We start from the raw sequence: 12,771 nt of genomic DNA, 5'->3' as shown, positions 1-12,771 counted from the left end.
CCTTTTTTCGCAACGCAATACCTTTTATGGAATGACCCGAGCCGTCTGATGAACTTTTCTTCACTCGCTGCCCAGCCAATTTTTTGCCTGCCCGGCGGCTTCCTGCGTGAGGCTGTGTCCAGTCACCCAGACTGTGGTCAGGTCCGCACCTCTTTCTTTAAAGAGGTCGATGACCCGCAAGCTCTCTGATTCAGGTACAATCGGATCTCCTTTGCCGAGTGAGAGAAAGACATCCACCTCATTGAAGTCCTGTCTCTCGGAGACATCCGCCGGGTATAACGGTGCGAACAATGCCGCCTTTTTGAACGAATCAGGCTGCTGCAGCATCATTTGTATGGCAATATTCGACCCGTTCGAAAATCCGACGAGCACCACATCTTCCATTTTGAACTTGAATTCTTTTGCCTTTTCCGTGATGAATTCATACAGTTCATTCCCACGGAATTCGAGATCTTCCCAGTCATACTGGCCTTCCCCATGACGTTTGAAATATCGGTTCATTCCGTTTTCCTGTACATTTGCTCGGATACCCAAAATGTTAAAGTCAGGATTCATGAACTCAGCGAGGGATATCAAGTCTGTTTCCGTTCCGCCTGTGCCATGAAGCAGCACAAACACCGGCGCGTCTTTTTTCTTTTCCTTGTAAATGTAGTTCACTTTTTTCACGCCTCTCTTATTATTCACCCGGACGCCTGATTTTTAATCTCCAGCTGATTTCCGAAAAAAAGATGACCGTGCAGGCAGAGATCATAGATCCAGTTTCGGCAGCCGTGTTTCATATTCTTGTCGTTTCTGTTCATACTGTTCAGGCAGCTGGAGCGTCGTGCCAAGTGATTCCAAGCTCTCGTCTATATCGAACCCCGGGCCGTCTGTCGCAAATTCAAATACGATATTTCCCTTTTCACCCATATAGATCGAGTTGAAGTAATTCCTGTCTTTCACGACCGTGACGCCGAATCCCTTATTCTGAAGCGCGGACTGCCACTTTTTCAATGTCTCAACGTCGGGGACAGACCAGGCAATGTGATGGACAGTGCCGATACCGAATCGACCGGCTGGCTGCGGGGAGATGGGTGTGATCATATGATGCTTTTCTGGTCCTTGTGTTTCAAAATGGTAATTCTCCCCGTCCCTTTCCAGTTGCCCCAAGCCCATGATAGCCGTGAGCATTTCTTTCGTACCTTCGGGATCAGCGGATAACAGCACGGATCCGTGGAAACCCAGGATGTCGTGAGATTCAGCGGCCGTTTCGCCTTCGACCAGTGCGAACTCCAGACCGTGGATATCATCGAACTCCAGTGTCTCTTTGCGAAACAGATAAGTGCTTTCCAATTGGATATTGTGGGCAGTCAAGTGTCCTTTCCAATGATCCATACTGCCTTTGGGTATTCTGAAAGCGATCCTTCCCACTTGGCCGCTTCCTTTCCGGCCATAGTTTTTGTTCGTCCAGGGAAAGAAGGTGATGACTGTGCCGGGCGTCACATGGTGATCACTGAAGTATAAATGGTAAACACCCGGGTCATCAAAATTCACTGTCTGTTTAATGAGACGGAGTCCTAATACATCCCGATAAAACTTCAGGTTTTCATTGGGGTCGCCTGCAATAGCTGAGATATGGTGGATTCTTTGAATAGCATCCATTTCAAACTTCCCTCCCCTGTCATTTTGCACGTGTGGTGTCGAACGGACGGATCTGCGATTCAATATAGTCACGTTTCGATTCAAGGAATGGCGGAAGGGACAGCTTTTCGCCCAGTGTTTCATAGGGTTCATCCCCCATGAATCCCGGCCCGTCCGTTGAAATTTCAATCAGGATATGACCGACACGTGTATAGAGTGCTTCGAAGTAGAAACGATCGACAATACCGGAATGCTGAATTCCCAATTTGTTATACTTGGCTTCCCATTCCTTGATGGCCTCGTGATCTTTCACTCGGAACGAAACATGGTGTACTTGACCATAGCCTTGGCGTCCGGGCGTCGTATCCTCTTTTCTTAAAATGACCTGTCCTCCGTTGCCGCCTTCCCCTACATCAAACAGTGTCACGTTCTCCTCTTCGATGATCGGTTTCATGCCATAGACGTCAGTGAGCATTTTTTTGAAATCATCGAAGTAACTTACCGTGATTTCTACGGGACCCAGTCCGTAGATCGCTTTGTCTTCAGGAACCGGTCCATTCTTCCAAGGTGTTCCCGGCGCTACGCCTTCGTTCTTCTCATCGGAGAACAATTGATAGTTCTGGCCGTCCGATTCTTGAAAAGGCAACACCTTTTTACCGAACAGCTCCTGTATGCCATCATTCTTTACACCAAACTCATTGAAACGCTCTGCATAATAATCTACTGCAGCATCGTCAGGCACCCTTAACCCTGTTCTGGAAATGGAGTTCGTTCCCGGCGTTCCTTTCGGGTTGTTCGGAAAATCGAAGAATGTCACGTCCGTCCCGGGTGAACCGATATCATCGGCAAAAAATGTGTGATACGTATGGATATCATCTTGGTTCACAGTTTTCTTAACCAATCGCATGCCAAGCACCTCTGTGAAAAACTTATAGTTTCTCATTGCATCATCCGTCATGGCTGTCACGTGGTGGATTCCCAATAAGTTGTTTGTCATGATTTGCAGCTCTCCTTATGTTTAATTCGTATAATACTAATTCGAGATATTTAGCCTGGGAGATTACAAGTCCCTTGCATACATCCCCAGTTTTTTCAATTGCTCAATCATATGTTCTTTTTCCTCGTTATTCAATCCGTTGACTATTTCTTTTATTGCTGTTCTGTGGACTGGAAAGAGCCGGTCCATTAACTCACTGCCCTCTGCTGTTAAAGAGGCATGGGTTACACGACGGTCTTTTGGGCAGGGCACTCGTTTCAGCAATTGTTTCTTTTCCAGTTTGTCTACCACATAGGTGATGCTGCTGCTCGCAATCAAGACCTTTTCCCCTATTTTCTGTATCGGCTGGTCACCTTTGCTGTATACCAATTCCAACACGGCAAATTCGGTGAGATTCAACCCTGACTTTCTGATATCCTCCTCTACACGGGTTTTAATGGACTGCAGCGCCCGAGTCAACACCACAAATAATTTCAGAGACAATTCTTCTTCGTGAAATTCACTATCTTTCCCGTTCATGATTTCTCCTTCTTACCTCAATTTCAGTTATCTCGAATTCATACTAATTCTACATGCCCTTTTCTAGAGTGTCAAACGGATAGCTTCAAAGATCTGTTTTTCACCTGATCGATCCATAAATTCAATTTGCATATCAAGGGGTTGCGATGAACGTTCCAAGTATCCGTCTGTCCGCTACTGCCTTTGATGCGTAAAAAAGACATCCCGCATGCCCATCCATGCCCTTCCAGCGGACAAGGATGGATGCTGCCGGGATGCCTTACCTCTGTCATCGGATCAGTTACTGCCGGCACCCTCAGCTGCCGGCCGCACAGCAATTGCCTTGTAGTACGGGAACGCCGTCTCGAGTGCACGGGCCGCTTCTTCTTCTTGGCCTGTATGGACGGCGATAAACAGGGACGGACCCGCGCCGCTTAGCGTCATGCCGTAGGCGCCGTGCTTGTGGCTGGCTTCCCGGATGTTATCGAAGTCCGGGAACAGTTTTTTCCGGTAGGGTTCGTGGAAGATATCCCGGTCCATCATTCGGCCGACGAGATTCCAGTCCCCTGTTGCAAGCGCGGCTGCCATGAGGCTGCTGGCGGCGCTGCCTTCCGTCGCTTTTTTGTAATCCAGCTGATGCGGCAGTAAGCCGCGCGAATGATCGGTTCTCAGCTTTTCTTCCGGTACGAGCAGCACACCGCCGATATCTGGCGGGTCGAACGTCATCACTTCGAGGGACGTGCCGTCGTAGAACGACACGGTGACGCCGCCTGCTATGGCGGCGGTGACGTTGTCCGCGTGGCCTTCGATGCTTGCGCCGAACCACATCTTCTCTTTCCGGTTCAATTTCAGCTCGTGCAGACGGTCGGCGATCTCGATGCCTGCTGCAATGGCCGCAGCACTGCTGCCGAGCCCTTTGCCGAGCGGGATGTCGGAATGGACACGCAGCGCACAGGGGATTTCCTTCCGTCCTGCACGGCGGGTCACTCTGCCCATCGTCTGGATGATCAGGCTGTCTTCGTTCACAGGCAGGCCTTCTGTGTTCTCGCTTTCGTACTGGACCGACCATGCCTCCGCCGGTTCCGCTTCAACTGTCATGCTGAGCGACAGCGCCATGCCAATGCTGTCGAAACCGGGGCCGAGGTTGGCGGTCGTTGCGGGTACGGTGACGGTGATTCGTGACATCCCCAATTATTCCGCCTCCTTCTTCAATTCCGCGGCGAACGCTTCGAATTCCGCACGGGTCATGAACGGCTTGCCGTCGTTGACGCGGATCGCCGTTTCCGGGTCTTTCAGGCCGTTGCCGGTCAGGACGCCGACGATCGTCGCGCCTTTTTTGATCTCCCCGGCTTCAATCCGTTTCTTCAGGCCGGCAATCGTGGCGCAGGACGCCGGTTCGGCGAAGACGCCGTCTGTTGCGGCGAGCAGGCTGTATGCTTCCAAGATTTCGTCGTCGGTCACCGACAGGATATGGCCGCCGGACTGTTTCAGCGCGTTCTCCGCGAGTTTCCAGCTTGCTGGGTTTCCGATGCGGATTGCAGTCGCGACCGTTTCCGGCTCTTCGAACACACGGCCATAGACGATCGGTGCGGCTCCATCCGCCTGCACGCCGAGCAGTTCGGGCCGGCTGCCGCCTTTCTTCTCTGCGTATTCCGTGAACCCTTTCCAAGCAGCGGAGATGTTGCCGGCGTTGCCGACGGGCAGTGCGAAGATGTCCGGAACGGCCCCGAGCTGTTCGATCGTCTCGAAGGCGATCGTCTTCTGCCCTTCCAGGCGGTACGGATTCACCGAGTTGACGAGCGCGATGTCCCCGCCGCCCGCTTCCCGCACCATTTGCAGTGCTTCATCGAAATTGCCCTCGATCTCAAGGATTTCCGCTCCGTACATTTTCGCCTGGGCGAGTTTGCCGAGGGCGATCCGGCCTTCCGGGATGACGACGATCGTCCGCATGCCGGCCCGTGCGCCGTAAGCGGCAGCGGATGCCGACGTATTGCCGGTCGATGCACAGATGAGCGTCGTCTTGCCCTCTTCCTTCGCTTTGGCGACTGCCATCACCATGCCGCGGTCCTTGAAGGAGCCGGTCGGATTCGCCCCTTCCGTCTTCACGTACAGGTTGACCCCCCACTGCTTCGACAGGTTTTTCAGATGGATGAACGGCGTGTTGCCTTCCTGCAGTGTCAGTTCCGGTGTATTCTCCGTAACAGGCAGCCATTCCTTATATTCTTCGATCAGTCCGTTCCATCGTCTCATCAGTTCAGTCCCCCTCAATCCGGTAATGGCTCAAGACGCCATTGACCTCTGGTGCGGTTGTCAGTTCTTCGAGTACGTCGAGATGCTGCTTGCGTGAGATCGTGTGTGTGATGAAGATCAGATCTGCGTCTTCCCGCGCCGGGTTCGGATGCTGGATCACCGTGGCAAGACTCGCGCCGTTCTTGCTGTAGATCGCGGACAGCCTTGCCAGCACACCGATTTCATCACGCACGGCAATCCGGTGGAAATACCGGGCGGATTTCTGCTCGTCCGTTTTCGTTTTGCGTTCGTACTGGTATGAGTGGACCCGCTTGCCGTTTACGCCGAGCAGCAGGTTGCGGCAGGCCGCCACGATATCCGACGTGACGGACGTCGCGGTCGGCAGCGAGCCGGCGCCCGGACCGTAGAACATCGTCTCCCCGACTGCTGCGCCACGCACATACACTGCGTTGAATTCGTTGTTGACCGAAGCGAGCGGGTGCGCGTTCGGGAAGAAGACCGGCTCGACCGCCACTTCGACACCCTGCTCGTCCTTCTTCGCGGAGCCTGCCATCTTGACCGTATAGCCGAACTGTTCGGCGAGTTCCAGGTCGCCGTCCTCGATGGCTTCCATGCCCCGTACGTACACGTCATCGAGCTGCACCTCCTCGGAGAACGACAGCGACGCAAGGATCGCCATCTTGCGCGCAGCATCGATACCGCCGACATCCGCCGTCGGATCCGCTTCTGCGAATCCGAGTGCAGTCGCTTCCTCGAGTGCCTCCGCGTACGTCTTCTTCTCATGCTTCATCTTCGTGAGGATGAAGTTCGTCGTGCCGTTGATGATGCCGAGCAGTGAGGTGATGCGGTCGGAAGCGAGTCCGTCCTCGAGTGTCCGGATGAGCGGGATGCCGCCGCCGACACTCGCTTCGTAGAACAGGTCACAGCCGTTCCGGTCCGCGAGCACCAGCAGGTCCCGGCCGTGCACCGCCATGACATCCTTGTTCGCGGTGACGACCCCTTTGCCCGCCTGCAGCGCCTGTTCAATCGCAACTCTCGCTTCTTCCATGCCGCCGAACACTTCGACCATGATATCGATCGATTCATCGTTCAGCAAATCGTCCAGCGAATCGGTGAACAACTCCTGCGGCAGGTCCGTATTCCGCTCCTTGTGCAGGTTCCGAACGAGGACGCGCCGGATCTTCACCGGCACGCCGAGTTTGTAGGTCAGATCTTCCTGATGCTGCTGTAATACGCTGGCCACTCCGCTGCCGACAGTGCCGAAGCCGAGCAGGCCGATCCCTATCTCTTTTTTCATTTGACGAGTCTCCTAACCGTATGTACACTATGCAGAAACAATTGTCCTTGGCATACAGACATTATAAAGATAAAGTCTTCACAGAACAACCGGTACATGCTATTGTTATTCAATATATCACACTACTCATACTATATTAAAGATTGGATCTGGTGCCATGAAGGTTTGTAAATTCGGCGGGACGTCTGTCGCCACCGCAAAGCAGATTAAAAAAGTAGCCGCTATCCTCCAAGCCGACCCCTCCCGCAAGATTGCCGTCGTCTCCGCACCCGGCAAGCGGCATTCAGATGACACCAAAGTGACAGACCTGCTCATCATCCTGGCAGAACGGACGCTGATGGGGCAGGACGCGGAAGAGCAGCTGCAGTCCGTGCTCACCCGCTACCGGGACATCGCAGCGGACCTGGCTCTCGGAAATGATGTACTGTCTCTTATCGAAGAGGATTTACGGAGCCGGCTGGACGGAGACATGGAAGACCCCGTCCTGTTCATGGACACCCTGAAAGCGTCCGGTGAGGACAATAATGCGAAGCTGATCGCCGCGTACTTGCAGTCCATCGGCACCGAAGCGGTCTACATCAGCCCGCTTGAAGCCGGCCTGCTCGTCAACGAACGGCCGAAACGGGTGCAGGCACTGCCGGAAGGCGAAGCCCTGCTTGCAAGGCTGGCCGACCAGCCGGGGATTGTCGTCTTCCCTGGATTCTTCGGATTCACCCAAGACGGGACGCTCCGGACGTTCAACCGCGGCGGTTCGGATATCACCGGATCCCTTCTCGCTGCAGCAATAGGCGCCGATCTGTATGAAAACTTCACGGATGTCGATTCCGTGTTTGTTGCGAATCCGGCCGTCATCGACAAGCCGTGCGGCATCCACACGCTGACCTACCGGGAAATGCGGGAGCTGTCCTATGCCGGCTTCTCCGTCTTCCACGACGAAGCACTGCGGCCTGCATTCCTGAAATCGATTCCGGTGTGCATCAAGAACACGAACAATCCGGAAGCGCCCGGTACGATGATCGTCAAAGAACGGGACTGCGGCACGCGTCCGGTCGTCGGCATCGCGGCAGATGACGGGTTCACCACACTGTTCGTCGACAAGTACCTCATGAACATTGAAATCGGCTTCGGACGGAGGCTGCTGCAGATCCTCGAGGACGAAGAGATCCCGTTCGAGCATACGCCGTCCGGCATCGACAACATGTCCGTCATCATCCGTGAGTCGTTCCTCACGCCGGAAGCGGAAGCCCGCATCCTGGAACGGGTCATGGAGGAACTGGAGGCGGATGATGCCTACTTCCGGAAAGGCTACTCGATGGTTGTACTCGTCGGGGAACGGATGCGGGACACCGTCGGCCTGACCGCCCGTGCAGCGGACGCCATCCGGAAAGCCGGTGTCAGCATCCAGATGATCAACCAGGGCTCCACCGAAGTGAGCCTCGTCTTCGGAGTCCATAAGCAGGATGAGACGGGGGTACTCCGCGCGCTGTATGAAGAGTTCTTTGCGAGCGAAGCGGTCCATACCTGATGAACCAGACTGCATTAAGGACCGTTCCCCTGCGCTGCAAAAGGCACGCTTTCCGCGGGGCGCCAATTTTAATTCTCCGCTTCGGTATACTTCATTTTCCAAACCAATGTCACCCATAACAAAGAAAGGCGCAGAGAAGGAAACTCCTCTGCGCATTTTCTATGTTCATTCCAAGACTCTTTTTCCGTTATTCGATGATGATGCCGCCCGCAGGACGGAGCACGGCCCGTACCGGACTGCCGTCGGAGCCGACAAGTTTCAGCGGCAGGGCGATCAGTTCGTACAGCCCCGGCTCCGCTTCGGTCAGCACGATGTTCTCCAGTATGTGGACGCCATTGTCATACAGCGCATGGTGGGCGTCCATCGTCTTGCTGTCGACGGCGTCCACCGACGGCACGTCCACGCCGATGAGCCGGATGCCGTGTTCGGACAAAAACGGCCCGATATCCGGCTTCAGCACCGGATAGTGTTCCGGGAACACGGTGGGATCTGGATGGCCGCCGGTCTTCAGCAGCATCCGCTCGGCCCCTTTGAAGTCGGTCCCTTCAAGTTCCGCCCGGCCGATTTCCGCGTGGCCGCCCGTATCGACGACAACCGCCGGCCCCATGTACAGGCCGAGGTCGAGCTCATGCACCTTCTTGCCGTGTTCATCGTAATGGAACGGGGCATCGATGTGCGTGCCGGTATGGACGCTCATCGTCAGCTGGCCGATATTGACGGAGCCTGTCTGTTCTTTCGTGAACGACAGCTCGTAGTGAAACGGCGTATCGCCCGGCCACTCGGCGATGTCATTGCTGAGCGGCTGCGTGATATCGATCCATTCTTTGACGTTCATTCATTTCACCCTCTCCTTCTCTTATCCTTCCACCGACAGGCCGGTCAGAAACACGACAGCAATGACGAGCGGCACAACGATCGTCATGAGCACCTTCCACAGCTTGAACAGGCCGGGAGAGGCGGTTGCACTCAGATTGAACTCCCTCTCGACGAGCGCCCGGTCCATGCGGTGGATGATGAACAGCGCGATCAGCAGGTTGCCGAGCGGCAGCATGATGTTGCTGACGAGATAATCCGTATTGTCGAAGACACTTTTGCCGAACAGCGTGAACCACGACAGCGCACTCGACGACAGTGCGGATGGAATTGCCGCAAGGAAGACGATCAGCCCGGTCAGCCAGGTGACGGCCTTCCTTGTGCGTCTGCCGTTCGCTGTCAGCGCTGCAACTATGATTTCGAACAGGCTGAACGACGACGTCAGCGTCGCGAACAGGAACAGTGCGAGGAACAGTGCGAGGAACAGTTCGCCGAAGGGCATCTGCCCGAACACTTCCGGAAGCACCATGAACAGCAGCCCCGGTCCTTCGTCCGGCTGCATGCCGAACGAGAACACGACCGGGAAAATCGCAAGACCCGCGAGCAGTGAGACGAAGATGTTCATGCCGACGACGGAGCCGGCGGACGACCGCAGGCTGACGTCCTTCTTCAAATACGAACTGTACGTCACCATGCACGAGAAGCCGACCGCAAGTGAGAAGAACGACTGCCCGAGGGCATACAGTACGGCTTCCGCATTCAGTTTCGAGAAATCGGGCGACAGGAAGAATTTCACGCCTTCCATCGCCCCGTCGAGTGTCAGCGACCGCACGACAAGGATGAGGAAGAACAGGAACAGCAGCGGCATCATGAATTTGTTCGCCCGCTCGATGCCGTTCTGGATGCCTGTCGAAACGACGAGCACATTGATGAGCGTGAACAGCAGCAGGCCGATGAGGGTGATGGCGGCGGAGCCGGTGACCGAGCCGAACAGCGCACCGTAATCCGCGCCTTCGCCGATGATGCGCCCCGGAATGGACAGTCCGCTGTAGACGAGCACCCAGCCGCCGACGACACTGTAGAACGACAGCAGCAGGAAGCATCCAAGCACGCCGAGCCGGCCCGTCCAGACCCACCAGCTGCGCGGGGCGAGCTGTTTATAGGCACTGATGGCTTCTTTGCCGGTCCCCCGCCCGATGATGAACTCCGACAGCAGCATCGGCAGCCCGATGACGAGCGTGAAGAGGACGAACAGCAGGAAGAACGCGCCCCCGCCGCTCATGCCTGTCACGTACGGAAACTTCCAGATGGCGCCGAGGCCGATCGCCGCACCGGCGGAAGATAGGATGAATCCGAGTTTCGATGACCACTGGTCGGTTTTCTTGCGTGTTTCCATAGTCCGCCTCCTTTTCATTTACCAGTTACAAAGATGTCCGCAGCTCCCACAGCTCCGGGAAGAACCGGTGGTCGAGGACGTGGCGCAAGTAGTTCACGCCGGACGAACCCCCGGTGCCTGTCTTGAAGCCGATGATCCGCTCGACGGTCTTCATGTGACGGAACCGCCACTGCTGCAGCCAGTCCTCCACGTCGACGAGCTTCTCCGCGAGCTGGTACAGGTCCCAGTAGGTCTCGACGTCCCGGTACACCGTCTCCCAGGCGGCCGCCACCGTTGGATCCCCCTCGTACGTCTTACGGAAGTCCCGGTCGAGCAGCTCGGGGTTGATCGGCAGACCGGCCCGGCTGAGCGCCCGGATGGCGACGTCATACAGGCTCGGCTGGGCGAGCGCCGTTTCGAGCATCGCATGCACGTCCGGATCCTTTTCATAGATTTTCAGGATATGCGGCGACTTGTACCCGAGGGCGAACTCGATGAGCCGATATTGGTACGACTGGAACCCGGAGGCTTTGCCGAGATCGTCCCGGAATTCGAGGTACTCTGCCGGTGTCATCGTCGACAGCACATCCCATGCCTGGATGATCTGCGACTGGATCTTCGTCACGCGCGCGAGTTTCTTGAACGCCGACTGCATCTCCCCGGCATCGATCGCCGAGATGGCTGCCGTCAGTTCGTGCAGCGTGAGCTTCATCCACAGCTCGCTTACTTGATGGATAATAATAAATAGAGCTACGACTAATTTGATAGTTAGTTGATTATCAACTTAACCGTAGTTATATGAACAAACTACCGGCTATTTAGATACAAAAATTGTATAATAGTTAGTAGGAGGAATCGGCATGAATGCAATAATCTACAATCGTAAATCAAGAGGTACAGAAGAAGAACTTCAAAAGAACAAGACTGAAATGATTGATTACTGTACAAAAAACGACTTTACTTACAGGTATCTTGAAGAGATCGGCAGCTCTGTTGACGATGAAAGAAAAGGCTACATAGAGTTGATCAGCTATGTAAAAACTGGTCAATATGATGCAATAGTTATCATGGAGCTCTCTCGTTTAACTCGTAATCTAAAGCAGCAGCTCGAACTCTTTGAAATCTTAACAGAAAATCAGGTCGTTATCCATGCTGTATTGGACAACGATATTATTGATCCTTCTAATCAGATGAACGAAATGATGAGCATCTTTAAAGGTACGTTTAATCAGCTTGCTTATAAAGAAACTGCGAAGAAAATGCACTTAGGCAGACTTCAATCAGCTCGCCAGGGTAAATGGCTGAACTCCACTCCTTATGGATATCGAAAAAATCCTGAGACGCTCAAACTAGAGATTGTTGAAGAAGAAGCAGCTGTAGTACGTAAAATGTTTGATATGGTTATCGAAGGATTTTCATTAACTCAGATCTACAGAAAGGTGTACCAAGAAGGTATACGTACAAGAAACGGTAAGGTCTTTCATGATAGAACGATATCTATGATGTTTGATTATCGAGCTTACTTAGGTGAAGTAAACTTCAAGAGCAACAAATTCGATGAAGAAGTATATGTTAAGAATGCTCATCCTGCTATTATTTCCTACGAAGACTTCTATAAAGTTAGAGAAATCTTAGACAAGAGAAAAAGGTTTAACGAAAGAATATCGAAAGTATTATCTCCAGTCGATAAACTTGTGTACTGCAAGTACTGCAAAAGAAAAATGCAGATAACGAGAGGTAGCAGTGTTAAAACTAAGCGATATACTAACATCAACAAGTGTAGGCATTATGTAGAAGGAGAACCTTGCCCAAATAAAGGAAGTGCTCTGAGTCTTGTCCTTCCTTCTATATATACGGAGATCGAAAAGCATATTCCTGTCATACAAAATAAGCTTAGTGAATTATATACAGGCGGAGTCGATGGCAGCTCTGAGAAACTCCGGTCTGAAAAGAAAGTTCTCGATAAGAATTTACAGTCCACTATCAAGCAAAAAGAGCGTTTGCTTGATCTACTGCTAAACGAAACGATTAATGAATTAGCATTCAAAGAAAAAGACACTGATCTTGCAACTCAAATAAAAGCAATTGAACAAAGACTATCTGATATTGAAGAAATTTTGATTCAGAGGTCAGTTTCTAACGATACTGAGAGAATTGAAAAGATGCTCGAACAGCTTACTGACTTGCAAAACAAACCTACTGATGAACAGAACAGAATACTTCTCAATATAATTGAACGTATCGAATACTTCCGGACAGAAGATGAACTTGAGATCGATATTTTCTTCAAAGAATAATAAAGTTTACGAAATATTCAGACTTTGTTAAAATAAAAATAAGAGATGGCAACAGAGTTTCGCGGCTCAGCCATCTCTTAATACAACAAGCAGAGATTC

General features: G+C 52.9%; 11 protein-coding genes and 1 pseudogene. 2 read left to right on the top strand and 10 right to left on the bottom strand.

Annotated features, from left to right (window positions below):
* Nucleotides 1–60: 60 nt before the first annotated feature.
* The 7 genes from BN1190_RS01180 to BN1190_RS01150 all read right to left on the bottom strand — a co-directional run bounded on the left by BN1190_RS01180 (nt 61) and on the right by BN1190_RS01150 (nt 6,662).
* On the bottom strand, nt 61–657 hold the full coding sequence (locus tag BN1190_RS01180; RefSeq protein WP_040285273.1) for an alpha/beta hydrolase: 597 nt from the start codon (nt 655–657) through the stop codon (nt 61–63).
* Nucleotides 658–747: 90 nt separating this feature from the next.
* The gene (locus BN1190_RS01175) at nt 748–1,641 is read right to left on the bottom strand and encodes a VOC family protein (RefSeq protein WP_040285209.1); all 894 of its coding nucleotides are present in this window, start codon (nt 1,639–1,641) and stop codon (nt 748–750) included.
* 19 nt (nt 1,642–1,660) lie between these two features.
* Complete coding sequence (gene mhqE / locus BN1190_RS01170) at nt 1,661–2,617, bottom strand: ring-cleaving dioxygenase MhqE (RefSeq protein WP_040285208.1); 957 nt, start codon at nt 2,615–2,617, stop codon at nt 1,661–1,663.
* A 63-nt stretch (nt 2,618–2,680) separates the two neighbouring features.
* Nucleotides 2,681–3,136, bottom strand: coding sequence for a MarR family winged helix-turn-helix transcriptional regulator (locus BN1190_RS01165; protein ID WP_040285207.1), 456 nt, complete (start codon nt 3,134–3,136; stop codon nt 2,681–2,683).
* A gap of 276 nt (nt 3,137–3,412) precedes the next feature.
* On the bottom strand, nt 3,413–4,300 hold the full coding sequence (gene thrB, locus BN1190_RS01160; protein ID WP_040285272.1) for a homoserine kinase: 888 nt from the start codon (nt 4,298–4,300) through the stop codon (nt 3,413–3,415).
* Nucleotides 4,301–4,306: 6 nt separating this feature from the next.
* Nucleotides 4,307–5,365 carry a threonine synthase gene (thrC, locus tag BN1190_RS01155; protein ID WP_040285206.1) on the bottom strand — a complete coding sequence of 353 codons (1,059 nt, stop codon included), beginning with the start codon at nt 5,363–5,365 and terminating at the stop codon, nt 4,307–4,309.
* A gap of 4 nt (nt 5,366–5,369) precedes the next feature.
* Entirely contained in the window at nt 5,370–6,662 is a 1,293-nt protein-coding gene (locus tag BN1190_RS01150) for a homoserine dehydrogenase (RefSeq protein WP_040285205.1), read from the bottom strand.
* A 157-nt stretch (nt 6,663–6,819) separates the two neighbouring features.
* On the opposite strand from BN1190_RS01150, the gene BN1190_RS01145 reads away from it, so the two are divergent.
* On the top strand, nt 6,820–8,187 hold the full coding sequence (locus tag BN1190_RS01145) for an aspartate kinase (RefSeq protein WP_040285204.1): 1,368 nt from the start codon (nt 6,820–6,822) through the stop codon (nt 8,185–8,187).
* Nucleotides 8,188–8,374: 187 nt separating this feature from the next.
* Here the strand turns inward: BN1190_RS01145 and kynB are convergent, their stop codons facing one another.
* The 3 genes and pseudogenes from kynB to BN1190_RS01130 all read right to left on the bottom strand — a co-directional run.
* Nucleotides 8,375–9,022 carry an arylformamidase gene (gene kynB, locus BN1190_RS01140; protein ID WP_040285203.1) on the bottom strand — a complete coding sequence of 216 codons (648 nt, stop codon included), beginning with the start codon at nt 9,020–9,022 and terminating at the stop codon, nt 8,375–8,377.
* Between the two features lie 21 nt (nt 9,023–9,043).
* The gene (locus BN1190_RS01135) at nt 9,044–10,396 is read right to left on the bottom strand and encodes a sodium-dependent transporter (RefSeq protein WP_040285202.1); all 1,353 of its coding nucleotides are present in this window, start codon (nt 10,394–10,396) and stop codon (nt 9,044–9,046) included.
* A gap of 25 nt (nt 10,397–10,421) precedes the next feature.
* A pseudogene (locus BN1190_RS01130) lies at nt 10,422–11,123 on the bottom strand (tryptophan 2,3-dioxygenase); the annotation flags it as partial.
* A 112-nt stretch (nt 11,124–11,235) separates the two neighbouring features.
* Between BN1190_RS01130 and BN1190_RS01125 the strand changes: the two are divergent.
* Entirely contained in the window at nt 11,236–12,672 is a 1,437-nt protein-coding gene (locus tag BN1190_RS01125) for a recombinase family protein (RefSeq protein WP_040285201.1), read from the top strand.
* Nucleotides 12,673–12,771: the final 99 nt, after the last annotated feature.

The organism is Sporosarcina koreensis (assembly GCF_000826145.2).
Lineage (GTDB): Bacteria > Bacillota > Bacilli > Bacillales_A > Planococcaceae > Sporosarcina > Sporosarcina trichiuri.
The sequence above is the reverse complement of the archived record's forward strand: the minus strand, read 5'-3'. Positions and strand labels throughout refer to the sequence as shown.